The sequence below is a fragment of the Salinibacterium sp. ZJ450 genome (genome assembly GCF_011751885.2).
Taxonomy (GTDB): Bacteria; Actinomycetota; Actinomycetes; order Actinomycetales; family Microbacteriaceae; genus Ruicaihuangia.
In genome coordinates this window covers 640,460-663,831 of record NZ_CP061771.1, presented here as the reverse complement: position 1 = coordinate 663,831, position 23,372 = coordinate 640,460, and the positions used below count along the sequence as shown (strand labels likewise).

23 protein-coding genes and 1 other RNA gene are annotated in these 23,372 nt (G+C 65.8%); 8 read left to right on the top strand and 16 right to left on the bottom strand.

Annotated elements, in window-relative coordinates; translation table 11 throughout:
- Positions 1-39: 39 nt before the first annotated feature.
- The 3 genes from HCT51_RS03200 to HCT51_RS03190 form a co-directional block, all read right to left on the bottom strand.
- Positions 40-567, bottom strand: coding sequence for a hypothetical protein (locus HCT51_RS03200; protein WP_166870284.1), 528 nt, complete (start codon positions 565-567; stop codon positions 40-42).
- Between the two features lie 315 nt (positions 568-882).
- A complete protein-coding gene (locus HCT51_RS03195; protein WP_166870282.1) occupies positions 883-1,299 on the bottom strand; it encodes a hypothetical protein in 417 nt (138 codons plus the stop codon).
- Positions 1,277-3,076 (bottom strand): site-specific integrase, encoded by a 1,800-nt coding sequence (locus HCT51_RS03190; protein ID WP_166870280.1) that lies wholly within the window; start codon positions 3,074-3,076, stop codon positions 1,277-1,279. The genes HCT51_RS03195 and HCT51_RS03190 overlap by 23 nt, the downstream gene beginning before the upstream one ends.
- Before the next feature lie 78 nt (positions 3,077-3,154).
- On the opposite strand from HCT51_RS03190, the gene HCT51_RS03185 reads away from it, so the two are divergent.
- Positions 3,155-3,340 carry a hypothetical protein gene (locus HCT51_RS03185; RefSeq protein ID WP_166870279.1) on the top strand — a complete coding sequence of 62 codons (186 nt, stop codon included), beginning with the start codon at positions 3,155-3,157 and terminating at the stop codon, positions 3,338-3,340.
- A gap of 13 nt (positions 3,341-3,353) precedes the next feature.
- Here the strand turns inward: HCT51_RS03185 and HCT51_RS03180 are convergent, their stop codons facing one another.
- The 3 genes from HCT51_RS03180 to ssrA form a co-directional block, all read right to left on the bottom strand.
- A complete protein-coding gene (locus HCT51_RS03180; protein WP_166870277.1) occupies positions 3,354-4,994 on the bottom strand; it encodes a hypothetical protein in 1,641 nt (546 codons plus the stop codon).
- Complete coding sequence (locus tag HCT51_RS03175) at positions 4,991-6,184, bottom strand: site-specific integrase (RefSeq protein WP_166870275.1); 1,194 nt, start codon at positions 6,182-6,184, stop codon at positions 4,991-4,993. Before HCT51_RS03175 ends, HCT51_RS03180 begins: the two co-directional genes overlap by 4 nt.
- Positions 6,185-6,588: 404 nt before the next feature.
- Positions 6,589-6,960, bottom strand: a transfer-messenger RNA (tmRNA) gene (gene ssrA, locus HCT51_RS03170).
- 136 nt (positions 6,961-7,096) lie between these two features.
- On the opposite strand from ssrA, the gene HCT51_RS03165 reads away from it, so the two are divergent.
- The 3 genes from HCT51_RS03165 to HCT51_RS03155 all read left to right on the top strand — a co-directional run bounded on the left by HCT51_RS03165 (position 7,097) and on the right by HCT51_RS03155 (position 11,170).
- Positions 7,097-7,762 carry an SIMPL domain-containing protein gene (locus tag HCT51_RS03165; protein WP_166870273.1) on the top strand — a complete coding sequence of 222 codons (666 nt, stop codon included), beginning with the start codon at positions 7,097-7,099 and terminating at the stop codon, positions 7,760-7,762.
- Between the two features lie 111 nt (positions 7,763-7,873).
- On the top strand, positions 7,874-9,292 hold the full coding sequence (locus HCT51_RS03160; RefSeq protein WP_191413752.1) for an HNH endonuclease signature motif containing protein: 1,419 nt from the start codon (positions 7,874-7,876) through the stop codon (positions 9,290-9,292).
- 78 nt (positions 9,293-9,370) lie between these two features.
- Entirely contained in the window at positions 9,371-11,170 is a 1,800-nt protein-coding gene (locus HCT51_RS03155) for a SulP family inorganic anion transporter (protein WP_224760640.1), read from the top strand.
- Positions 11,171-11,174: 4 nt separating this feature from the next.
- On the opposite strand, the gene smpB is transcribed toward HCT51_RS03155, so the two are convergent.
- A complete protein-coding gene (gene smpB / locus HCT51_RS03150) occupies positions 11,175-11,651 on the bottom strand; it encodes an SsrA-binding protein SmpB (protein ID WP_166870269.1) in 477 nt (158 codons plus the stop codon).
- 116 nt (positions 11,652-11,767) lie between these two features.
- On the opposite strand from smpB, the gene HCT51_RS03145 reads away from it, so the two are divergent.
- The gene (locus HCT51_RS03145; RefSeq protein WP_166870267.1) at positions 11,768-12,280 is read left to right on the top strand and encodes a hypothetical protein; all 513 of its coding nucleotides are present in this window, start codon (positions 11,768-11,770) and stop codon (positions 12,278-12,280) included.
- 42 nt (positions 12,281-12,322) lie between these two features.
- Here HCT51_RS03145 and HCT51_RS03140 read toward each other — a convergent pair whose 3' ends face one another.
- On the bottom strand, positions 12,323-14,125 hold the full coding sequence (locus tag HCT51_RS03140; protein WP_166870265.1) for a glycoside hydrolase family 15 protein: 1,803 nt from the start codon (positions 14,123-14,125) through the stop codon (positions 12,323-12,325).
- 36 nt (positions 14,126-14,161) lie between these two features.
- Between HCT51_RS03140 and HCT51_RS03135 the strand changes: the two genes are divergently transcribed.
- On the top strand, positions 14,162-15,529 hold the full coding sequence (locus HCT51_RS03135; protein ID WP_191413749.1) for a glucose-6-phosphate dehydrogenase: 1,368 nt from the start codon (positions 14,162-14,164) through the stop codon (positions 15,527-15,529).
- A 24-nt stretch (positions 15,530-15,553) separates the two neighbouring features.
- Here the strand turns inward: HCT51_RS03135 and ftsX are convergent, their stop codons facing one another.
- Positions 15,554-16,471, bottom strand: coding sequence for a permease-like cell division protein FtsX (gene ftsX, locus HCT51_RS03130; RefSeq protein ID WP_166870263.1), 918 nt, complete (start codon positions 16,469-16,471; stop codon positions 15,554-15,556).
- On the bottom strand, positions 16,468-17,205 hold the full coding sequence (gene ftsE / locus HCT51_RS03125; RefSeq protein WP_166870261.1) for a cell division ATP-binding protein FtsE: 738 nt from the start codon (positions 17,203-17,205) through the stop codon (positions 16,468-16,470). The genes ftsX and ftsE overlap by 4 nt, the downstream gene beginning before the upstream one ends.
- A 119-nt stretch (positions 17,206-17,324) precedes the next feature.
- Between ftsE and HCT51_RS03120 the strand changes: the two genes are divergently transcribed.
- Entirely contained in the window at positions 17,325-17,627 is a 303-nt protein-coding gene (locus HCT51_RS03120) for an antibiotic biosynthesis monooxygenase family protein (RefSeq protein ID WP_166870259.1), read from the top strand.
- Positions 17,628-17,672: 45 nt separating this feature from the next.
- Here HCT51_RS03120 and prfB read toward each other — a convergent pair whose 3' ends face one another.
- Entirely contained in the window at positions 17,673-18,779 is a 1,107-nt protein-coding gene (gene prfB / locus HCT51_RS03115; RefSeq protein WP_166870257.1) for a peptide chain release factor 2, read from the bottom strand.
- A gap of 75 nt (positions 18,780-18,854) precedes the next feature.
- Between prfB and HCT51_RS03110 the strand changes: the two genes are divergently transcribed.
- The gene (locus tag HCT51_RS03110) at positions 18,855-20,090 is read left to right on the top strand and encodes an MFS transporter (protein ID WP_166870255.1); all 1,236 of its coding nucleotides are present in this window, start codon (positions 18,855-18,857) and stop codon (positions 20,088-20,090) included.
- On the opposite strand, the gene HCT51_RS03105 is transcribed toward HCT51_RS03110, so the two are convergent.
- From HCT51_RS03105 to HCT51_RS03085, 5 genes are all read right to left on the bottom strand, one after another.
- The gene (locus HCT51_RS03105) at positions 20,087-21,679 is read right to left on the bottom strand and encodes an ABC-F family ATP-binding cassette domain-containing protein (RefSeq protein WP_166870253.1); all 1,593 of its coding nucleotides are present in this window, start codon (positions 21,677-21,679) and stop codon (positions 20,087-20,089) included. The two genes, HCT51_RS03110 and HCT51_RS03105, sit on opposite strands and share 4 nt — an antisense overlap.
- 172 nt (positions 21,680-21,851) lie before the next feature.
- Entirely contained in the window at positions 21,852-22,337 is a 486-nt protein-coding gene (locus tag HCT51_RS03100; protein ID WP_224760639.1) for a pilus assembly protein TadG-related protein, read from the bottom strand.
- Positions 22,334-22,783 (bottom strand): hypothetical protein, encoded by a 450-nt coding sequence (locus HCT51_RS03095; RefSeq protein WP_166870251.1) that lies wholly within the window; start codon positions 22,781-22,783, stop codon positions 22,334-22,336. Before HCT51_RS03095 ends, HCT51_RS03100 begins: the two co-directional genes overlap by 4 nt.
- Complete coding sequence (locus HCT51_RS03090; protein WP_166870249.1) at positions 22,758-23,150, bottom strand: TadE/TadG family type IV pilus assembly protein; 393 nt, start codon at positions 23,148-23,150, stop codon at positions 22,758-22,760. The genes HCT51_RS03095 and HCT51_RS03090 overlap by 26 nt, the downstream gene beginning before the upstream one ends.
- 3 nt (positions 23,151-23,153) lie before the next feature.
- Complete coding sequence (locus HCT51_RS03085; protein ID WP_166871284.1) at positions 23,154-23,333, bottom strand: hypothetical protein; 180 nt, start codon at positions 23,331-23,333, stop codon at positions 23,154-23,156.
- Positions 23,334-23,372: the final 39 nt, after the last annotated feature.

Sequence of the window (23,372 nt, the reverse complement as noted above, 5' to 3'; positions counted from 1 at the left end):
GGCGCGAAGGGTTCCACTCCAACAGTTGCGGCTAGATGTTCACCAAGCCCCGGGGTCACTCGACATCACTTGGAGCACGGTCCGCACATCGCGTCCCTGCTCAAGCCACTGAACAGGTGTAATCAGCACGTCACCAACTGCAAGCTCGCGTTGCGGAGTGTTCATGACAGTCGCGATGGTCACGGCATCACGGTCCGCTTTTCGACCCGCAGCATCCACGTCACGCCGTCGCTCCAGAAGGAAGTACCTGTTACCGTCTCCCCGGATGATCTGCCACGCCGGAATGCTCCAGCTATCAGTTTGCCGCTCCGCAACGAGGAAGCCGTCCTCGCACATTCGCTCGACCTCGCTCGCGTCGATCGACAATCGTTCCGCAGCCTTGTCCACGGATAGGAACAGGCTTCGGATCCACGCGGTCGACTCGGCGACCATTTCTTCGTACTTGGACGGGTCCTCGTCGTCGCCGGTGAGGTCAATGCCACCCGCGCGGAGAATCTCTATCTCCGCATCAGACAGCTGGTCACCCAAGGCCGGTCGGCTCGACGAGTCAGGTTCGTTCATGTCCACCCCTGCAGCGTATAGTCAAGAACTTCTTGCGCCCATTGTGCTCTCACTCACTGATCGCGAAGGTTGAGCGATGACCGACAATCGCAAACCCATTCCGTCCATCGGCCCGGCCGACGAACGAACCACGCCACTCAACGGTGACGAAGATTGGATTACAACCGAGTCGGATCTGGGCGACGACTGAGGGCACCTGTCCGCTGTCTAGAACCGTAGGCCAGACGGACACGCTCCTCCGTTACGGAGCCGGCACTCGCTCGCGAGCGAGCAAGTCGGGGTCCACAAGGATTGCCGAGGAGGTCGGGCTTCCCGCCGGAGTCAATTCTGCTTCCCTCGCGGGCGATTAATCCCGATAGGAGCGACACCGCCTAACTTCTGCTGAGTAGCTACGTGCTGGATGTAGATCATCTGCTGATAGCGAGCAGTCTGCTCCCGAAGCTGCGTGATCTCGCGATTCCGCTGGGCCAGCAGACTCTTCAACTCGGCAACATTCGCTGCGTGCGGGCTGCGCCCACCGCTGTGTGCGGTCAGTTCCGTGAATCGTGCTTCCAGCCGCCATCGGGCCACAGTCGCTGCTTGATCTTGCAAGAAAGCTCGGGCCACTGTCGCGTGGCTGAGTCCGGTCAGTTTCTCGATTTCACGTTTCGTTCTCGGCAGCGAATCGTCGCGAGCAATCGCATCAATCGCATCGCTGATGGCCTGCATCGACTGGTCACTCACTCGCTTGTGCGTCATCAGCACTCCCTTCCGAATCGTCCGTCAGAGATGACAGCACCGCCGCCCAGCCTGCGCGTTGCTCGCGGATCGAAGACGCGAAATCTGGATGCCCTCCTGGGCGGTCCAGTTGGTGGTCGAGCCGCTCGATATGCAAGGTGATCAGCGGCCGGTGCGTCTCGTGGAATACGGCGTTGGGGCAGCGGTTCGCAGCGCAAAAGTGCCCGGCGAGGTGCGGCCCGTCTGTTCCACACGCGGCAGTTCCGGGCGTATACAGGCAATCGTTTACAAGGCCGAGATGGTAGCGATCGGCTACCTGGTCGAGTAGACGTTCGGCGCGGTCGGGGTCAAGGATCACCTGTGCGCGAATCTTATCCAGGTCATCACCTCCGGATCCTGCGAGTGGCCGGGCGTCGCCCACAATGCGATCCACTTCCTCGCGTACGACTTTAATGCGCTCGTCATTGAGCAGGGAAACGGCGTGCTCGTTTCCGTCGCTGCCGTATACCGTCGTCTGGCGCAACGCGGAGTGTCCAAGCTGCATTCCGATTCCGATGATGGCGCCGGGGTGGGTCGCCGCATATACCGAGTAAGACCGACGAAGCGATGTTGCGTTGATCGCATCAGACGGGCTGAGTGCGATCTTCTCAAGAGCGAGTCCGTTTCCTCGCCCTACACGCGAGTCGGGTGCGGCGTTGACGAAGTCGATGAGACGGGCGATGTCACGATGTGGGTCATATGGGCCGGGTCGGCGCTTCTCCCCAGATCGTGGCACCCGTGCGAAGAGCCATTCGTGGGTGGAGAGTTCAGTCAGCGTATCGACGACTTTCGTCAGAACTTCCGGCGCCCACCAGACGCGCTCGATACCTTCGGGTGATCGACCTTTGAACTGCTTGGCTCGCAGGACGGTTAGGCCGTCTTGCATTTCGACGCTGCCCACGCGGAGTTCTTGGATCTCACTGTCGCGCATTCCAGTGAGGGAAGCGATCAGGATGTAACTGGCCGCCCGAAGGAGGCTCGGAAGGTACTCGGCCTCCCCCATGCCAATTTCTGTGATCCATGTGGTGCTCTCGCCGGACCCGTCCGTAATCTCTACGCTTGGCGTTACAAGACCGCCGTACGCTACTTTTCCCTCGGTGACGGCATCATCAATGATTTCGTACACTCGGGGCTGGTAGGCGTGGTGCGTCCGCTTAAAGGTGATGCCGCTCACTCCCGCAAGGCGTTGCACTAATGCAAAGTTGGCGTGGCCTCGGGAACGCCCACCCGCTTTGCCGAAGCCAGTGTGAAGTGGGATAACCCCGCCGTCGTCGAGAAACTTCTCGAGGCACTCGATGGCGTCGCTACCGGTTGCGCCTCGGTTCAATTGGTTGCTCGTCTGAGCTGCTCGCAGCGCCCGGTCTGCGGCGAGGATGTCTGTGCTGAAGCGGTCGATGAATACCGCGGATGCGGCGATCAGCGGTCGCCAAGTATCCCAGGGCAACGGCGGAGTCCGGTTCTCGAAAGCCGCGACCTCGCCTGCCACCCGAGCCGCCGACCGCATTGGCCAGGGCTCCTCTGGAAGACCAGAGGGAAGCACGCCACCGAGACGGTGAAGCAGCTTGAGTGTGGAAACATATCCACGTACCGAGCCCGGCGCCAGCGCCTGTCCCTGCGGTCGGTGGCGACCCGCTTGTAGATCGGTCAGGAAGTCGTCGAGGGTCGGCTGCGTCCACTCGCCCCAATTGTGCAGCCCTCGAGCAATTCCCCATTCCGCGATGGTTCTGAGCTGACGGAATACTTTGTACAGCTTCGCCATGGGGGCGGGTCTGCGCGCAGACACGACGGCATTCTCGGCGACGACCGGATGTGAGGGCCTGCTCAGGACGAACAGCACATGACGAGCGGTTTCAAGGTACCCCTTCGGGATATCAGAGACCCGGATGCGACGTTCCCCCTGCGAAAGCCGTGGGCGGTCACCGAATTCCCACACCTCATCACCGAATCGCGGACCCTGGAGGTTGCCCTCCTCGACCTCTTCGTCGTCATCGAAGAATCGCGGAGCGCCTCCGTGGGCGTATGAGCGGCTGACTCCGTTAGCCATTTGTTCCTCTCAAGTCGTTGCGAAGCCCCAAATCGATGTGCACTTTGTCCACGTGCTCTCGGGCGCGGGCAATGGCATCCGCGGGGAAAAGGGGCAGAATCGCTCTGGTCCCTCGCTGTATGGGCTCCCACACCTCTTTCCAGAGAGCGAGGTTGGGTGCTTCTTGAGGACTCGAAATCTCCTCCACAACCAGCAGCGCGGGCAGGTGCCGCTCGGTGACGATTCCGTTGGGGCAGCCGAAGCAATGTCCCATCTGCGCGACAGGGCACAGGTCGCCTGCCGGCGCATGGGGGGAGTCGAGTGGATTTCGACACGCGCAGAGCGCTCCTTCGAGTTGCCCGCTAATCAGAGCTGTGGCTGTGCCGGGATCGAGGACCTCGACTGTCGCTCCGGCCCGGAGCATGGCTTCTGCTTCTGGGGTGATGATGGTGGGCCCTGTGGCGATGTCGAAGTAGGAGCCGATCGTTTCGACGACTATCGCGCCAGCCTCGGCTCGAAGTACGGCGCTATTTGTGTAGTGCTCGAAGAAGGTCCGTGCAGTGTGTCGGCGGCCGTCCTTGAGGTAGCGGACGGGGTCGGCGGAGGACTCCCGCCGCAGCTTGGTTTTCCGGAGACGGGAGAATTTGTGCGGAACGCTGATCGGAGCACCCTTGACGTGCTGGCGATACCAGGTGGACAGGAGACCTGCCTTTCGCCAATCCATTTGCCGGGTCAATAGATTCTTCCTAGTGAGCCAGAGCGATCGATCTGTGGCCTGAGTGCGGGCAGCGGCGGTGAGAACAAGCAGTCTGGTGAGGCTTTGGTGGGCGGCCCGATGGTCGGACCGGGTGAATACCTCGTCGTATCGGACTCCTGCGCGTCGCTTGGTGAAGGTCACTGCAAATGATTGAATACCGTCGGCTCGGGCGAGGTCAGTCATTTGCGACCAGCTGGGGTTTCGAGGCCAATCGGCGCGACGCCCGGGCTCTGGGGTGACCTTGAGGTCGTCGATGGTCAGTGATCGAAGCACTTCGGGTGGCTCGCCGGTGGCGAGGCTGAGCAGCACGTGCAGGGCTGCTATGACGTCGCTGTTCGGCAGATAGTCGGGATCTTCTTGAGCGATGCACAGTGCGTCATAGACGAGTCGGTGCGCGGCGCTGCGTATCCGGCGGGACTCCTCGTCGGTGTGGTCTGCGTCCGGAGCGCGGCGGATGTGCGATAGACGGGTTTGCTGACGGACCCGACGTGAGACACCGCTGTGAAGCGTGCCGGGTTGGTCGTCATCGAATCGACGCAGCAGTGCGAACAGATGGACTGCGCGGCGATATGGAGTGTCTGTTCCTGATTCCGATTGGGCGATGGCGAGCTGTCGCTCCCATGCGTCGAGATGACGAGTCCGTAAGTCATTAAGGCCGAAGTCTTGCATGTGAAGAGCGTCAAGGGGCTGATTCCCCATCGATCTGCCAAAGCTGCGGATTGCCCCTGCCACCTCCTCAACCGAACCGCCGATCTCTGGCGCGATCGTTTGGAAATGTTCTGCCAGTTCTCGAACAAGTCGCGGAACGGCATACTCGTCGGACCTGATGATGAACCGGGTAGCCGTGCCGTATTTCTCCTGCACCACAACAACAATGGCCTGCTTCGAGGTAGTCATGAGTAGGTATCACTTTCTGCAAAAGCGGAACCCCCGGGACTGCCGATTGATTCAGCGACAAGCATCCGAAGTGCGTCGGGAAGCTCGTCGCTGTAGCGCAGGGCGGCGCGTAGGTATATCGCCGTGGTTTCAATGTCCGCGTGGCCGAGGAGTTGTTGAACGACGAACTCGGGTGACGCGAGGAAGTGGTAGGGGTTGCTCTTTGTTTCACGCCCTAACCGGATGAGTGCGGCGAGCATGCGGACCGCGAAGGTGTGGCGCATGACATGCGGGGTGACGTGGATGTGGCTGGGCGGCTGGGCGGGGTGGTCGAGCGGAGAGACTCTGTTGACCGCATCGTTGAACCATTGGTTTACCGTGCGGAGGGCGGGGGGCTTGCCGCCTTCCGCGACAATGAACGCGAGCGGTTCGATCGTGCCATCGGCCCGGCGGGTGACCGCGCGTGCGCGGTCGGCGTTGCTGAGCAGTTCGGGCTTCACCCGGTGGCCGTCGATGATGAGCTTGGGCGGTTCGCGGTTGTCTTGTTCAACAACGGTCATCAGGGCTCTATGCTCGCGAACACGCTTGCGGAGAGAGGATTGCGCACGAGCGATGATTTTCTCCCTGTTGGAGCTGCGATAGAGCTGAGCCTTGTCGACGAAGGTGTCGGTGATCCAGATGTCGCGAGGGCGGGAGCCCTTGCCGTATCGGGTGAACGTGTGCACTCCGCTGGCCGGCATAGTCGTCGGGGTCGGGATCTCGCAGTCGAGGACGAGCACTGCCTCTTGCCGACGGAGCCCGGTTGTCGCCAGGAGGAGCCCTAGGATGTAGTCCCGTTCCGGGTAGGGCGGCCGCGTGTCACGGTCGGAGGGTAGGTCTCCGCGGAGACCGACTTCGAGGAAGAAGCGGAGCTGTTGTTCGGTTAGGTGGCGTTCTCGGCGGTGGGTACTTGTTCGGTCGGCCAGCGTGCTGCGTTGTCGACTCCCCCACCGCGGCACCGGGTTCTGGTCGACCCAGCCGGCTTTCAGCGCATAGTCGAAGAAGCTGCTCAGGATGGCGAGCTCATTGTTCCAGCTTCCGGCTGCGAGTCGAGGTCGACGAATATCCTTGTAGTCGACTAGGTCTTCCCGTTTGGTCGCGCTCAGGTCAACCTTGGCGTTTTGTCGATTCCGGACGTGCTGAAGAAGCCGGAGCAGGGTCGGTGCATGCACGGCTTGAAGTGAATCGCCGGCGTAGGCGCGCTGCCGTGATGCTTCGAGCAGGTAGGCGTTGACGTGCGCGGCGGACAGAACGTCTCCGTCCTCGCCGATGAGAAACGGGGTTCCGTCCGGAATGGATGCCCCACGCGCAATCGACTGGATGTCGTCCGGACTAATCGGTTCACCGGTCGCGGTGAGAAGCGCCCCATTCATGGCAGCCAGTTTGATTGTTTGAACTCGCACGAACGCCCCTTCCGGTGAGCTCTCAAAAGAATCTCACCGGAGGGGGCGATCACAGTGCGTGACAACGACCATGGGGAGATCCCCTCATTTGAGGAGTTCTCCAAATGCTACGAACAGCCACCGACATTTCTGAAGCTTTCCAGAAAAGTCATGCGACACCTTGTTCATTGCTTTTGTGGAGATGCGGGGAATTGAACCCCGGTCCACTGCTGTAATTCTGCGCCTTCTACGGGCGTAGCCTGCTCAGGCGTTCTACTCGGCTCCGACCTTTGCTGCAGGCCTCTAGGTCGACGAGCCCAGCCCTAGTGCAAGTCCCGCGACACCCTAAGGCGTAATGTCGCAGCAAGTTCCCTAAATGACGCCAGCGACCGGGGCGGGAACAGACCCACGGGCTGACGGACTATCGAGCTCGCTTAGGCAGCGAGGGCGAAGTCAGTGCGCTTTGAATTGGCACTTATTGTTTGCAGAGATCGTTTACGAGATAACCCTGCATCCTCGACCCGCTTCTCGCAGTTTTGCAGGCAATGTCGAAACCGATCATCCCCATGTGCACCGTTAGGTGGGTCATTGTCACGCGCTGTTGAATTACCAATCGTGCTCCGAAGAGCACAGCTCTACAGTATAGAACACTGGACGCGGTAAGACTATGCCGCCGCCGAGTCTGTGAATAAGGAGACCGCCGTGACCGAAACGATCATCACCGTGAAGGGCAGGTTCTCGGCCTACTTCCCGGCGGAGCGCGCCAAGTTGACGGTGACCGTGAGCTTCGAGGGCGGCGACCGGGACTCGGTGTTCGAAGGCACCACTGTCGCGGCAGACCGGGTGCGCGACGACATCACCCAACTGCATCAGTCTCCAGACGGGCCGATTACCTGGTGGTCGAGCGACTCGGTGCGCGTCTGGAGCGAACGCCCGTGGCACAGTGAGGGCCGGCGCCTGGCACCGGTGTTCCATGCCGCGGTCTCGTTCACCGTCAAGTTCAGCGACTTCGAGGCGCTCGCCCGGTTCATCGAACGCGTTGTCGCGATCGATGGGGTAACCCTGGGCGAGATCGAGTGGACGCTCACCGACGCCAAGATCACCACCGTCACCGCCGAGGTGCGCTCGCGCGCGGTGAAGGATGCCGTGGCCAAGGCGAGCGTATTCGCTCAGAGCATCGGGCTCGGCACGGTGCGGGCCATCGCCCTCGCCGACCCAGGGATGTTGGGCGATCAGGGTTCGCCAGCGGCGCGCGTCTTCGAGGCGGACATGGTTCGGATGGCTAGCGCCAGCAGCGGCGATCTGCAGTTCAAGCCGGAAGAGATCGAGGTGCGTGCGGAGGTGGATGCGCGGTTCATTGCGAGCTGATTGCCGGATGTCGGAGGGCGTCCTCTCCTCCACAGGCGCCGGCTCGGTGACTTATCCCAAGATTCGCGACATTCCTTCGTATCTGTGTTCTAGAGGAGGAACATAGGAGACATGGAAACCCTCGTAGACCAGTTCGACCAGCTCGGCGCGGAACTCTCTGCCCTGCTCGGACCGGTCGGCGTCCGGACGCTGACCGATGAGGAGCTGCTGATCCTGACCGGCGCGGTGGAGCGGCTCGGCCGGACCGTGGACGGGGCCCGGGTGCTGGCCGCCGGCGAGATCGGCGACCGCTCCCGCCGCGAGCTCGGCCCGGACGGGCTGGCCTACCAGAAGGGCTGCCGGAACGCGATCGAGCTGCTGGAACGGGTCACCCTGATCGGCGGCCTGACCGCGAACCAACGGCTGAAACTCGGCCGGCAGCTGCACCCGGACACCACCCTCAGCGGCGAAGCACTGCCGGGCCGGTTCCCGCAGGTCGCCGAGGCCCTCACCGCCGGCCGGATCGGTATCGATGCCGCCGCGGCGATCGTCAAGGGCCTGCAACCGGCGAACGCCCACCCGGACGAGCTGGCCGCCGCCGAGGCCGAACTGGTCGCCGCCGCCACCGGAACCCACCCCACCAGCACCGACCCGGACCCTGCTGGCGACCCGGACACTGACCCGGATGCCGCCCCGGTGGCGCCGTTGCCCTGCGCGGCCGATGAGATCGCCATCCAGGCCTCCGTCTGGCGGGCCGTGATCGATCCCGACGGGCTGCAACCCTCCGAGGAACGCGCCATGCGCAGCCGCATGTTCGGCAAGGGACACCTGCGCGACGGACTGGTCCGCGGCCAATACGCCCTACTGCCCGAGATCGCCGCGAAACTGGACCGGCTCTTCGACGCCTACCTCTCCCCCAACACCACCGGGGTGTTCCTCACCGACGCCGAACGCGCCACCGCCGAGGCCCTCGGCGATGACCGCACCCCCGACCAGCAACGCCACGACGTGCTCGCCGCCCTGGTCGACGGCCACGCCCGCTCCGGCAAGGCCCCCAGCATCGGCGGCGCCTCCCCCACCGTGCTGGTCAGCGTCAAAGCCGAAGACCTGAACAGCGGCCGCGGACCCGGCTGGATCGACGGGCTCACCACCCCGATCTCGATGGCCGCGGTCAACCAGATGACCTGCACCGGCGGCATCCAACCGGTCAGATTCGACTCCTTCGGCCGGATCATCGAACTCGGCACCAAACAACGCGTGTTCACCCCCGCCCAACGCCGCGCCATCAACCTCCGCGACGGCAGCTGCATCTGCTGCAACATCCCCGCCGGCTGGACCGAGATCCACCACGTCCTGGACTGGGCCAAAGACGGGCTCACCCACACCGACAACGGGGTCAGTCTGTGTTGGTTCCACCACCGAACCATCGAAACCTCCGGCTGGGACATCCGCATGATCCGCGGCGTCCCCCACCTCAAGGCACCACCCTGGATCGACCCCACCGGCACCTGGCGACCCGCCAGCAAAGCCCGCACCGACAAGGGAAACTGACCGTCCTGCCCGCGATCGACCGCGACCCTGAGGGGCTGCGAGGGCCGACGGTCGGTGCCCCGCGCGTAGGCTGGCCCGGTGACCGCTGCCGTGAGGACTTTGCGCCGCTGGATCCCAGGGCTCGACGTCGCCCTCGGCTACAAGCGCGCCTGGCTCTGGCCCGACATCCGCTCGGGGCTCGTACTCACGGCACTGCTTGTTCCGGCTGGCATGGGCTATGCCGAGGCCGCCGGGCTGCCCGCCTACACCGGCCTTTACGCGACGATCATCCCCCTTCTCGCCTACGCCGTGTTCGGGCCGTCGAGGATCCTCGTGATCGGGCCCGACTCCTCGCTCGCGCCGATCATTGCGGCCGCGATCCTCCCGCTCGCACTCGGCAGCGAGGAGCGTAGCGTCGCGCTGGCGGGCCTCCTCGCGATCATGGTGGGCACCATCCTTGTGCTCGCGGGCGGTCTCCGTCTCGGGTTCGTGACTGATCTGCTGTCGAAGCCCATCCGCATCGGCTACCTGAACGGCATCGCCCTCGTCGTCATCATCTCCCAGTTGCCGAAGCTCCTCGGTTTCTCGATCGACTCGCTCGGCCCGGTACGCGACGTTGCCAGCATCGCGGAGGGCATCACGGGCGGAGAGATCGACGTCCCCGCGGCGCTCCTCGGTGTGGGGTCGATCGCCGTCATCCTCGTGTTCCGCTATGTATGGGGCGGGCGCATACCCGGCGTGTTCGTCGCCGTCGCCGGCGCGATGATGGTGACCGCGGTGTTCGGCCTCGACCGCATCGTTCCGGTCGTCGGCGCGATGCCTCAGGGGCTGCCGACGCCGGCGCTGGGTGAGATCAAATGGGCGGATGTCGCGGCCCTCGCGGCGCCCGCCGTCGGGGTTGCCCTCATCGCGTTCGCCGACACGGGTGTGCTGTCGCGCACTCTCGCCGCGCGACGGGGCGAGAAGGTGAGCGGTAGCCGGGAGATGGCGGGACTCGGCATCGCCAACATCGCAGGTGGCCTGTTCGGCGGGTTCCCCATCTCCGCCTCGACCTCGCGCACGCCCGTCGCCGAGGCCGCGGGGGCTCGCTCCCAGCTCGCGGGGGTCGTCGGTGCCCTCCTTGTTCTCGCCTTCATGGTCCTGATCCCCGGTGTCACCCGGTTTCTTCCGGAGTCAGTGCTCGCAGCGGTCGTGATCATGGCCGTCATCGGCCTCATCGACTTCTCCGGCCTGATCAGGCTGTGGAAGGTCGATCGCTGGGACGCCGTACTCTCGCTCGCGTCCTCCCTCGGCGTGCTCCTCGTGGGCGTGCTCGCGGGCATCCTGGTCTCGATCGGCCTCTCGTTCATCGCCTTTGTCGTCGATTCATGGCGGCCCTACCGAACCGAACTCGGGCGCATCGCCGAGGTGCGCGGCTATCACGACCGCGTGCGCAACCCGGAGGCGGAGCGCATCCCGGGCGTCCTGATCCTGCGCTGGGACGCTCGCCTCTTCTTCGCCAACGGCGGCATCTTCGACGACTGGGTGCGTTCCATGGTCGAGAAGGCTGCGAAGGATGCCGAACCCGGGGCACCCGCGATCCACACCGTCATCCTCGCGGCCGAGCCGATCACCGACATCGATACGACTGCCATGGACGAGCTCGTCGAGCTCGACGAGTACCTCACCCAGCGCGGCATCCGCCTCGTGCTCGCCGAAGTGAAAGGGCCGGTACGCGACATCATGCGCAAGCACGGACTGGGCACGCGATTCCCGCCCGATCGCTTCCCGCCCACCGTGGGCGCCGCGGTCGACGCCGAGACCGGCAGCCTGCGCAGCGATATCGGCGACGTCGGTGAGCCCGCCGACGACGAGAACGCGGAGGGTCCCCGCGACCCTCAGCCGCCAGCCGGCAGCTGAGCGGCTATTCGCCCAGGTGGCGCCTCGACGAGATGGCCCGGTCAGCCTCGCGGTTGTCCTGCCGCTCGCGCAGCGCCTGACGCTTGTCGTATTCCTTCTTGCCCTTGGCCACCGCAAGCTCCACCTTGGCGCGACCATCGCTGAAGTACAGCTTCAGCGGCACCAGCGTGTAGCCGCCCTCTTTGATCTTGTTATGAATCTTGAGGATCTGCGCCTTGTGCAGCAGCAGCTTGCGCTTGCGCCTCGGTGCGTGGTTGTTCCAGGTGCCCTGGGTGTACTCGGGGATGTGCACGGCATCCAGCCACGCCTCCCCGCGCTCGATAAAGGCGTAGCCGTCAACCAAAGATGCGCGACCCTGGCGCAGCGACTTCACCTCGGTGCCGGACAGCACGAGGCCCGCCTCATAGGTGTCTTCAATGAGGTAGTCGTGGCGAGCCTTGCGGTTGGTCGCAACGACCTTCTCTCCACGTTCCTTGGCCACGATCACTCCAGACGAAATGCCCAGCCGAGTGCCGGGCAGCCCATCAGTTTACCCATAGTTCACAGCGGCGTGTTGGCTTTGACCGATTCCGCGATGGCGCGACCTAGCATGGCCCCATGAGTGGAGAACTCGCCGAAGGTGATCCGCCAGTGCGCGGCGCCGGTTTCGTTACCGAAGAGGCCGTCTACGGGCTTATCCTCGTCTCCGGCATGATCGTCGTGTCGGGCAGCCACGACGAAACGTCGTGGGCGGTCTTCACGACAGTGATCGTTACCGTGCTGGTGTTCTGGGCGGCGCACGTCTACGCCGGCACGCTCGCCCACCTCAACGTCGGACGGCATCAGAGCATCGAGCTGCGGGGGGCCTTTCTGGCCTCGGTGCGCCGGTCCTCGGGGCTCCTGATCGGAGCCGCGATCCCTGCCGCCATCCTGCTGCTAGGAGCAACTCGCGTCGTGCCAGATGCCGTCGCCATCTGGCTCGCCCTGTGGGGCGAGGTCGTCGCTCTGGGGGTGCTCGGCTACGTCGCCTTCCTCCGTCGCGGCGCTCCCCTGCTCACCCGCATCCTGGGCGCCCTGGCGACCGGCGCGTTCGGGATCGTGATGATCCTGCTGAAGGCCTTCATCCACTGAATCTGGGGGGGCATGTACCCATGGTCCAGACCCGCGTGTAGGTCAGACCCGCGTGTCGGCCTTGCCCGGTTCGCCCTCCGCCTTGGCGATCCAGTCGGCCGCCTGCACCAGCGCCAGGTGCGACAGCGCCTGCGGCATGTTGCCCGCCTGACGTCCGGCCACCACGTCATACTCCTCCGACAGCAGGCCCACGTCGTTGCACAGCGCGACCAGTCGGTCCATCAGGTCGCGCGCCTCGGGAAGCCGACCCGACCGGGCATACTGCTCCACCAGCCAGAACGAGCAGGCGAGGAACGGGTTCTCCCCGGGCGGCAGCCCGTCCATCTCGGGGTCGGTGAGGTAGCGGCACACCAGCCCGCCCCGCATGAGGTCCTTCTCGATCGCCGCCACGGTCCCCAGCATCCGCGGGTCATCCGCCTCGCAATATCCGACCTGCGGCAGTTGCAATAGGGATGCGTCCACCGTGTCGGTGCCGTAGTACTGCGTGTACGTGCCGCGCTTCTCGTCGAACCCGTGCGTCTCGATCTCCTCGCGCAGCGTGTCACGCAGACGCTCCCACTCCTCCACCGGACCAGGCAGACCGAACTCCCGCACGCCGCGGATCGCCCGGTCTACCGCCGCCCACATCATCACCCGGGAGTGCGTGAATTTCCGTTCCGGTCCGCGCACCTCCCAGATGCCCTGATCCGGCCGTTGCCAGTTCTCCTCCACCAGCGTCATCAGCGCCCGCTGCAGCGGCCACGAGAACGCGTCCTCCTTGATGCCCGCCTCGCGGGCCTCGTGCAGCGCGATCATCACTTCGCCGATCACGTCGGACTGGTACTGGCCCACCGCCGCATTGCCCACCCGCACCGGGGCCGCCCCCTGATAGCCGGGCAGACTGGTGAGCTCGCGTTCCGGCAGGTACCGCTCCCCGGCCAGGCCGTACATGATCTGCACGTCGTGCGGGTCTCCGGCGATGGCACGCAGCAGCCAGTTGCGCCAGTTCTGCGCCTCGCTGACATAGGAATGCCCGAGAAACGCGCTCAGGCTCAGCGCCGCGTCGCGCAGCCAGACATAGCGGTAGTCCCAGTTGCGGGTGCCGCCGAACTCTTCCGGCAGGCTGGTGGTCACCGCCGCCACGATGCCGCCGGTCTCCTCGTGCGTGAGTGCCCGCAGCACCAGCAGCGACCGGATCACCGGTTCGAAATATGGCCCGCGGTGGCCGTAGCTGCGCGCCCAGTCCTGCCACCAGCGCGCGGTCCGCGACATCTCGAAGGTGACGTTGAGGGTGCCGGGATCGGGCAGGTGCGACGGAAACCAGGAGAGCACCAGATCGACCGTCTCGCCCGCGTCCACGATGAATTGACCACTGTGACTATGTCCGGATGCCGCGAGCTTGGGTCCCCGCAACACCAGGGCATCGGGGCCTGCCACCGCCAACAGAGCGTTGCCGCCGCGTTCCTCCATCTGACGCACCCAGGGCATGGCGTCGGCGTAGCCAAACCGGATCCGCAGGTCTTGACGCATCGCCACCGACCCGCGCACCCCCCGCACCCGCCGCACCAGGTCGCTGCGCCCGTCGCCGTGCGGCATGAAGTCGGTCACCTCCACCTCACCGGTGGACGTCACCCAGCGGGTGACCAGCAGGAAGGTGCGATCGACGTACACCCGGGTGGAGGTAGCCGTCGGGTCATCCGGCGCCAGCAGCCAGCGTCCGTGGTCCTCGTCACCGAGCAGGGCACCGAACGCCGAACTCGAGTCATACCGCGGCAGGCAGAGCCAGTCGACGCTGCCGTCGCTGCCGACGAGCGCACCGGTGTGACAATCGCTGATCAGGGCGTACTGCTCAATGGGAAGGCTCACGCCCCCATCCTCACCCCGGGGCGTACGGTGTTCAACATGACAGCCGTTTCGACGATTCTCATTCTGGGCGCCAGCGGCGACCTCACCTCTCGGCTGCTGCTGCCGGCGCTCGGGCAGCTGCTCACTGTGGAGCAGGACCGCCGGGTGCGGCTGATCGGCGCCGGCACCGCCGACTGGAGCGATGAGCAGTGGGCCGAGGTGGTGCGCACCGCCTTCACCAGCGTGGACGCCGAGGGCCCAGCGGTCGACCACCTGCTGTCGCAATTCACCTGGGTGAACGCAGATGCCACGACCGTCGACGGTCTGCGCCGCGTGCTCGCCGCGGACGACGGGCCGATGGCGATCTTCTTCGCGTTGCCGCCGGCGATCACCGCGCAGGCCTGCACGGCGTTCGAGCAGATCGGCGTGCCCGCCGGCACGGTGCTCGCCCTGGAGAAACCGTTCGGCGTCGACCAGGCCAGCGCCGAGGCGCTCAACCAGGTTCTCGACCGGCTGGTGCCCGAGAACCGGGTGCACAGGGTCGACCACTTCCTCGGCCGCAGCACCGTGTTCAACCTGCTCGGGCTGCGGTTCGCCAACCGGGTGTTCGAACCGCTTTGGCGGTCCGAGCACATCGACCGGGTCGACATCGTCTACGACGAGCAACTCGGGCTCGAGGGCCGGGCCGGCTACTACGACAAGGCGGGGGCGCTGGTCGACATGATCCAGAGCCACCTGCTGCAGGTGATGGCGGTGTTCGCGATGGAACCGCCACCGACAACGGATGCCGCCGACATCCGGGATCAGAAGGGCCTGGTGCTGCGCGCGACCAGGGTCTGGCGGAACGACCCGGCGCAGGCGAGCCGCCGCGCCCGGTACACGGCCGGGACCGTGGCGGGTCGCGAGCTGCCGTCCTATCTCGACGAGCCGGGTGTCGAGCCGGCGAACGACACCGAGACACTCGCCGAGGTGACCCTGGAGATCGACAACTGGCGGTGGAGCGGCGTGCCGTTCCGGCTGCGGTCGGGCAAGGCCCTGCGGGATCGGCACCGCGAGATCATCGTCACCTTCAAACCGCCGGCTCACGTACCGGGCGGGCTGCAGGGCACCCCGCATCCGAACCGACTGCGCATCTTCCTCGCCCCCGACGAGATGACGCTGGAACTGAACATGAACGGGCCGGATGACCCGGACGTGCTCGACCGAGTGCCGTTGATCGCGCACTTCGGCCCGGGGCGGCTGCCGGCGTACGGCGAGGTACTGGCCGGCATCCTCGACGATGACCCGTCACTGTCGGTGCGGGCCGACGTCGCGGAACAGTGCTGGCGCATCGTGCAGCCGGTGCTCGACGCCTGGCGCGCGGGCCAGGTGCCGCTTGATGAGTATCCGGCGGGCGCCACCGGCCCCAAGTCGTGGACGCGGTAGTGCTGGCCTAGAAGCAGTGCCGGCCTAGACCTTCAGGTAGCGGCGGATGGCGAAGCTGGACGACAGCGCGGCCAACACGATGCCAAGACCGAGCAGCACCGGAATCACGAGCAGCGCGTCACTCAGCCCGACGAACGAGGTGGTGGTCGACAGCGATCCGCCCAGGTAGCCCTGCACGAAGACCTGCACGATCACCACGACCGCGCCGCTGGCGAGCACCGAACCGATCAGCGCAGCGAACACGCCCTCCAGCACGAACGGGGTCTGGATGAATCCGTTCGACGCTCCGACCAGACGCATGATGCCGAGCTCCCGGCGGCGCGAGAACGCGCTGAGCCGGATGGTGGTGGCGATCAGCAGCACGGCGGCAACCAGCATCAGCGCGGCGATGCCGACGGCGGTGATGGACGCGGCGTTCAGGATCGCGAAAATGCCGTCGAGGTAGGCGCGCTGATCTTCCACGCTCTCCACCCCCGCCATACTGCCGAGGCTCTCGACCAGGATGTCGGACTGGGTGGGGTCGACCAGGTTTACCCAGAAGGCTTCGTTGAAGAACTCCGGCTCGACCAGGTCGATGATCGGGCTGTCGGCGAACTGTTTCGTGAAGTTCTCGAAGGCCTGGTCGCGGTTCTCGAACTCGAACCGTTCGATGTACGGCGCGAGCGTGTCTGACTCGAGTTCTGCCTCGACCGCGGCGATCTGCTCCGGGGTGGCCACCGACAGGGTGCAATTTCCGGCGTTTGACACTTCCGTGCAGAGGTACACCGCCACCTCGGCGCGGTCGTACCAGTAGCCCTTCATCTCGTTGATCTGCACCTGCAGCAGGATCGCGGTGCCCACGAAGGTGAGCGAGATGAAGGTGACCAGCACGATGGAGATGACCATCGAGATGTTGCGGCGCAGGCCCTGGCCGACCTCGCCGAGAATCAGTCCGAGCCTCATCGTGCCGATCCCTCTTCCGGGGCGAGACCGAACGACTGCACCGGCACCGCCTGGGTCTGATAGCCACCGCCGCGTTCGTCGCGCACCACCTGGCCGCCGACGAGCTCGATCACTCGGCGCTGCATCTGGTCGACGATGCCGGCGTCGTGGGTGGCCATCAGCACGGTGGTGCCGCTGGCGTTGATGCGCTGCAACAGGGTCATGATGCCGGCGCTCGTCGACGGGTCGAGGTTTCCGGTGGGTTCGTCGGCGAGCAGGATCGCGGGCCGGTTGACGATGGCGCGGGCGATGGCCACGCGCTGCTGCTCACCGCCGGAGAGTTCGTTGGGGAAGCGGCTGGCCTTGCCGGCCAGTCCCACCATTTTCAGCACGTCGGGCACGGCCTCCTGGATGAAGCCCTTGCTCTTGCCGATCACCTGCAGGGTGAAGGCGACGTTGTCGAACACGGTCTTGTTCGGCAGCAGGCGGAAGTCCTGGAAGACCACCCCGAGGCTGCGCCGGAAGTACGGAACCTTGCGGCTCGCGATGGTGTTCAGGCGCTGGCCCAGCACGTGCACCTCGCCCTTGGTGGGCTTCTCCTCTTTCAGCACCAGCTGCAGGAAACTCGACTTGCCGGAGCCGGAGGCGCCGACGAGGAAGACGAATTCGCCCTTGAGGATTTCCAGGCTGACCGCGTTGAGCGCCGGACGGGTATTGCCCTTATAGAGCTTCGTAACCTGATCAAACCGAATCATGACAGAACGAGCCTAGGTCGCCGAAGCCCGATCGTCAGCAGCGACTCGCACTCGGGTCACTCGGGTGTGGCTGCGATGATGGGTCCGAGACATCCGGTCTTCATCGAAAGGAATCACGCATGTCGGTCGTCAAGATCAACGCCATCCACGTTCCCGAGGGGGCCGGCGCCGAGCTGGAGAAGCGTTTCGCGGCGCGCAAGCACTCCGTCGACAGCCAGGCCGGGTTCGAGGGGTTCCAGCTGCTGCGCCCGGTGGCCGGAGACACCAGGTACTTCGTGGTGACCACGTGGGCAAGCCAGGCGGATTACGAGGCGTGGCGCGACGGCGAGAGCAAGGTGACGCACGGGCAGTCGCGCGCCGAGGGCGGCAAGCCTGTGGCGACCGGAGCCGACCTGCTCGAATTCGAGGTCGTCGACCTGTAGGCCAATTCGTTGGTTGAGTAGGCGCGAAGCGCCGTATCGAAACCCCTAGTCCTTGTCGCGCTTCCGCCACTTGATGCCGGCGCTGATGAAGCCGTCGAGATCGCCGTCGAACACGTTCGACGGGTTGTTCACCTCGTAGTCGGTGCGCAGGTCTTTCACCATTTGGTACGGCGCCAGCACGTAGCTGCGCATCTGGTCGCCCCAGCTGGCGGTGATGGTGCCGGCCAGTTCCTTCTTGGTGGCGGCCTCCTGCTCGTGCAGCTGCAGCAGCAGGCGGCTCTGCAGCACGCGCATCGCGGCGGCACGGTTCTGGATCTGGCTCTTCTCGTTCTGGCAGCTGACCACGATGCCGGTGGGCAGGTGTGTGATGCGCACCGCGGAGTCGGTGGTGTTCACCGACTGCCCGCCCGGGCCGGAGGAGCGGAACACGTCGACGCGGATGTCGTTGTCGGGGATCTCGATCGCCTCGGTCTCCTCCATCAACGGCACCACCTCGACCGCCGCGAACGAGGTCTGCCGCTTGCCTGCGGAGTTGAACGGGCTCATCCGCACCAGCCGGTGTGTGCCGGCTTCGACGCTCAGGGTTCCGAAGGCGTACGGGGCGTCCACCTCGAACGTGGCGCTCTTGATGCCGGCTTCTTCTGCGTAGCTGGTGTCGAGCACGGTGGCCTTGAACTTGTGCTGTTCCGCCCAGCGCAAGTACATGCGGAGCAGCATCTCGGCGAAGTCGGCGGCGTCGACACCGCCGGCGCCGGCGCGGATGGTGACCACCGCGGGGCGCGGGTCGTATTCGCCGTTCAACAGGGTTTGCACTTCGAGGTCGCCGAGGTTGGCCTGCAGCGCCTTCAGTTCCGCTTCGGCTTCGCGCCAGGACTCCTCGTCGTGGCCCTCGTTCGCCATCTCGACCAACACCTCGAGATCGTCGAGACGGCTCTGGATGCTGGTGATGCGGGCCAGCTCGGACTGCCGATGGCTGAGCGCGCTGGTCACCTTCTGCGCCTTCTCGGTGTCGTCCCAGAGGTCGGGCACGCCGGCCTGCTCGCTCAGGTCGGCGATCTCGGCCTCGAGCCGGTCGACGCCGACGACCGAACGGATGTCAGCGAAGGTCGATCGCAGCTGTGCGATCTGTTCTGAAATATCAAGCTCGATCATGTCGGACCCAGCCTACCCGCCGCCGGCTGCGCGGATTGAGGCAAGGCACCTCGCGCGCAATAGGCTCGAGTCGTCATGACTACCGATCCCGCCCCGTTCCGCTGGCGCGGAGTGCTCCTCTCGGCGATCCTGCCGACCCTGGTCTTCTCGATCGGTGAGGGCGCGATCCTGCCGCTCATCCCGATCGTGGCCAACAATCTGGGCGCCGGGCTGGCGGGCGCCGGGCTGATCGCATCGCTGATCACCGTCGGCGCATTGGCGGGCGCCATCCCGGGCGGCTGGATCGTCAGCCGCATCGGTGAGCGCGCGGCGATGATCACCGCGGCACTGCTGTCTGCGGTCGGCGTCTCCCTGGCCGCGCTCGCCCCGAACAGTGCGGTGCTGGGCATCGGCATCCTGCTGATTGGCATCTCGGCTGCGGTGTTCGGCCTGGCCCGGCACGCGTTCATGACCACATACGTCCCGCTGCAGTTCCGCGCGCGGGCGCTGTCCACCCTCGGCGGCACGTTCCGGCTCGGCTTCTTTATCGGCCCGTTCATCAGCGCCGCGGTGATCGCCATCGTCGGCGACAGCCAGCCGGTGTTCTGGCTGCACCTGATCGCCAGCGTCACCGCCGCGCTGATGCTGATCTTCCTGCCCGACCCCGAGTCGACGTTCCGCGAGCGACGGATTGTGCACGAGGGCGAGATCGAAGCGGCAGCGGAGAGCCACGGGGTGTTCCACACCATCTGGGCGAAACGCGGCGTGCTGCTGAAGCTCGGGTCTGGATCGGCGATGATTGCCGGCCTCCGGGCCAGCCGGCAGGTGATCCTGCCGCTCTGGGCGGTCAGCATCGGCATCAGCGAGGCGAACACCGCGCTGATCATCGGCATCGCCGGGGGTGTGGACTTCGCCCTGTTCTACACCGGTGGACAGATCATGGACCGCTTCGGCCGCCTGTGGACCGCGGTGCCGTCGATGATCGGACTCGGCATCGGCCACCTGGTGCTGGCGTTCACCCACGACCTGTCCGCGAATGTCACCTGGTTCATCGCCGCCGCGATGCTGCTGTCGCTCGCCAACGGGATCGGCAGCGGCATCATCATGACCCTCGGCGCCGACCTCGCAGACAAAGACAACCCTGCGCCCTTCCTCGGCGCGTGGCGGTTCACCACCGAGGGCGGCGGGGCGGCCGCTCCCCTGCTGCTGTCGGCAATCACCGCGGTGGCCTCGCTCAGCGTGGCGGCCGGGGCAATGGGAGTGCTCGGGTTGCTTGGGGCCGGGATCCTCGCCCGCTACATTCCGAAGTACGTGCCGCGGCGCAAGGGCTAGAGCGCCCCGGTTGCCGTCGTCTCTCTCACGCAAGGTGTGCCGTCAAAGACGAGCAGCCGATCAGCGAGTTTGTCGACGAAGAACCGGTCGTGGCTGACCACGATCACCGCGCCCGGGAAGTGCGTGAGCGCCCGCTCCATCACCTGAGTGCTCGTGATGTCGAGGTGGTTCGTCGGCTCATCCAGCACGATCACCCCTGCTCCCGAGAGCAGGCACTGCGCGATCGCCACGCGGGCGCGCTGGCCGCCTGAGAGGGTGCCGATCTTCTGCTGCAGGTCCGCCTCAGAGAACTGAAGCATCGACAGGAACCGATTCACGCTTTTCTTCGTCGCGGTGAACGCGAGCGAGTCGGGGTAGGCGTTCACCGCGTGGCCGACCGTGTCGTCCAAGTCCAGCAACGCGTAGACCCGGTTGTACGACACGAACCGCACACCCTTCGCCCACCGAACCGTTCCGGCATCCGCTTCGGCCTCACCGGTGAGCACGTCGAGCAACGTCGACTTGCCCGAGCCGTTCGAGCCGAGCACCGCGACCCGGTCGCCGCGCTGCAGGTCGAACGACAGCCCTTGGAACAGCGGCGTGCCGTTGAACCCCTTGCTGAGCCCCGTCACGGTGAGCAGGTCGTTGCTGACCCGCAGCCCGCCGTAGATGCCGGTGATGATTTGGTCGATCGGCCGTGGCGCCTGGCGCTTCTTGATGTCGGCAAGCCGCCGGGCGACCGCGTTCGATGGGTTGCGGGCCGCTTCACGACGCGCGGCCGATGCGTCCTGCTCGTAGGCCAGCAACTCCTCCTCGTGCGCGAACTGACGCTCGAGCGTCTTCAGCCGTGACTGTTTCGCCTGCACGTACGCCGAGTAGTTGCCCTCGTACTCCTGCAGCCGGTAGTTCTCGATCTCGACGATGCGGTCGACCACCCCATCGAGGAACTGCCGATCGTGCGAGACCATGAGCAGCGCGCCGCCGAAGCCCCGCAGCCAGCCCTCGATCCAGCGCACGCCGTCGAGGTCGAGGAAGTTCGTCGGCTCGTCGAGCAGCAGCACATCGGGCGCCTGCACGAGGATCAGCGCGAGCGCGGCACGGTTGCGCCATCCGCCCGAGAGCCGGTCGACGGGAAGGTGCCGCCGCTCCTCGTCGAAACCGAGGCTAGTGAGCACGGTGTCGATGGTGTTCTCGTACGTCCAGCCACCGATCGCGTCCATCCGCTCGAACAGCTCACCCTGCTCGACGAGCAGGGTGGTCATCGCAGCATCCGTCATCGGCTGCGCCAACTGGGCGCCGATCTGTTCGAGTCGGGCCTGCGTCTCGTGCACTGCGGCGAAGTGGCCGCTCAGCGTCTGCCACGCGCTCTGCTCACCGTCGAGTTCGGAGAATTGCGAGAAGTACCCGATCCTGGTGCCGAGGCTCACATCCACGGTGCCGCCCGACGGCTTCCGCCGCCCGAACACCAGCTCGAGGAACGTCGTCTTGCCGGTGCCGTTCTTGCCGATCAGCCCGATGCGGTCGCCCCGCCGCAGCTTGAGGAACGCCTCCCGCAGCACCGGCCGCCCGTCGAATTCAATGCTCGCGTCGTTCAGGCGGATCAGGCTCACTGGTGTCCTCGGATTTGGGGCGGGGTGATGGGGGTGATGAAGGCGCAGGCGAGCGGATGCCACGAGCCGGGCGTGCGCGCAGAACCCAGTCGGCGCGGGACTGCGGTGCGGCCGGGCCAACTCTACCGGGCGGTACCTGCGAGAACCGGCCAGCGGTGCTCCTCAGAAGGCACTAGAAGAACACCGACCGCGCCGTCGACGTCACCTCGATGCGCAGGCCTTCCGGCACCAGCACGGTCAGCACCGGCGGTCGCCAGTATGCCGACAGGGTGACTCTGGCGCTGCGGCCGTCATCGGTGCCGGCGTGCTCGATGGCGAGGGCTTCGAAGTCGGCGGGCGCCTCCGCCAGGTACGCGGCGGCCGCAGCCGCGACATCCGGTGTCTGCAATTTCGGAGCGCGATCGGTGACGTTCACCGCGCTGAGCGGAAAGGCTTCGGCCGCGGCGAGCGCGGCACCGTCGGCAAGGGTGAACAACCGTTTGCGTTCCAGGTACAGCGCCGTCGCCGCGGTGACCAGCAGGATCAGGATGAGCGACAGGGCCGCGTAGAAGAAGATCAGCGGCAGGGTGGAGCCGGTGTCGTCGGTGAGTCCCGGCGCCGGGGCGCCGGCCCGTCGACGGCCGGTGGCCAGGGTCCCCGCCCGTCGATGGCCGGTCACCGGGCGCTCCAGAACCGCGACACCTGCTGGGTGGCCTGCGCCTCCAGCGGCACGCTCATCCGGGCGGGCAGATCGAGCACCGGCGGCAGCAACGGGAGCGGCACGGTGAGGCGCACGGTCACCGTGACGTGGCTTCGCCTGGTCAGGCAGTCGGATGTCGCCGAGCACTCGATGCTCACGCTGGCCTGCTCGCGGTCGATGCCGTGGTCGGCCAGGGCGAACAGCACGGCGCGTTCGGCTGCGGCCGCGGCATCCGGTACCGACTCGGCCTGCACGTAGACGCGCGCGGCCTGCCGTGCCGCGCCCTCCACGGCGAGCGCACCGGCCTGCAGCGCCGCCAGAGTAAGCACGAGGTAGACCAGCGGCACCAGCAGCAGCACCCCGACGGTGATGAATTCGAGCGAGGCGGTGCCGCGCTCGTCAGTCCAGGCGTTCGAGCGCGGCATGGCCACGCACCTCCAACCCGCCGTCGATGCCGACCAGTCCGATCAGCGGCAGCGGCGTTCGCACGGTCACGATCGCGGACGGATGCCCGAGGTGGTCGGCGAGCTGCACCGTCACGTCGGCGGCGTACCCGGTGCCGATAGCGGCGCTGATCAGCTGGCGGGTGCGGTCAGCGCCCTGCTCGGGAGAGGTGTCGGCGAGCGCCGCGTATCGGGCGCCCTCGGCCGCGGCATCCAGCACGGTGTTGCGGATGTGCAGGGCGAGTCCGAGCTGGATCACCGAGAGGGTGAGCACGGTGAGCAGGGCGCCGACCATGGCGAACTCGGCGGGCGCCGATCCGCGCTCATCCGCCCAAGCTCGCCGCAGCATCGGTCAGAATCCGGTGACGCGCTCGATCGCCTGCTCGAACACGCTGCTGAGCGCCGGGCCGGCAAGGCCCCAGATGATGATCACGAGCCCCGCGGTCATTAATGTGATCAGGACCCAGCCGGGAACGTCTCCACGGTTGTCGTCACGCAACCGGTCGAGCGCAGACATGATTCGGGTGGTCATGCGTTTCACGTGTCTCTCCTTTCGTCGGAACGTCTTTCG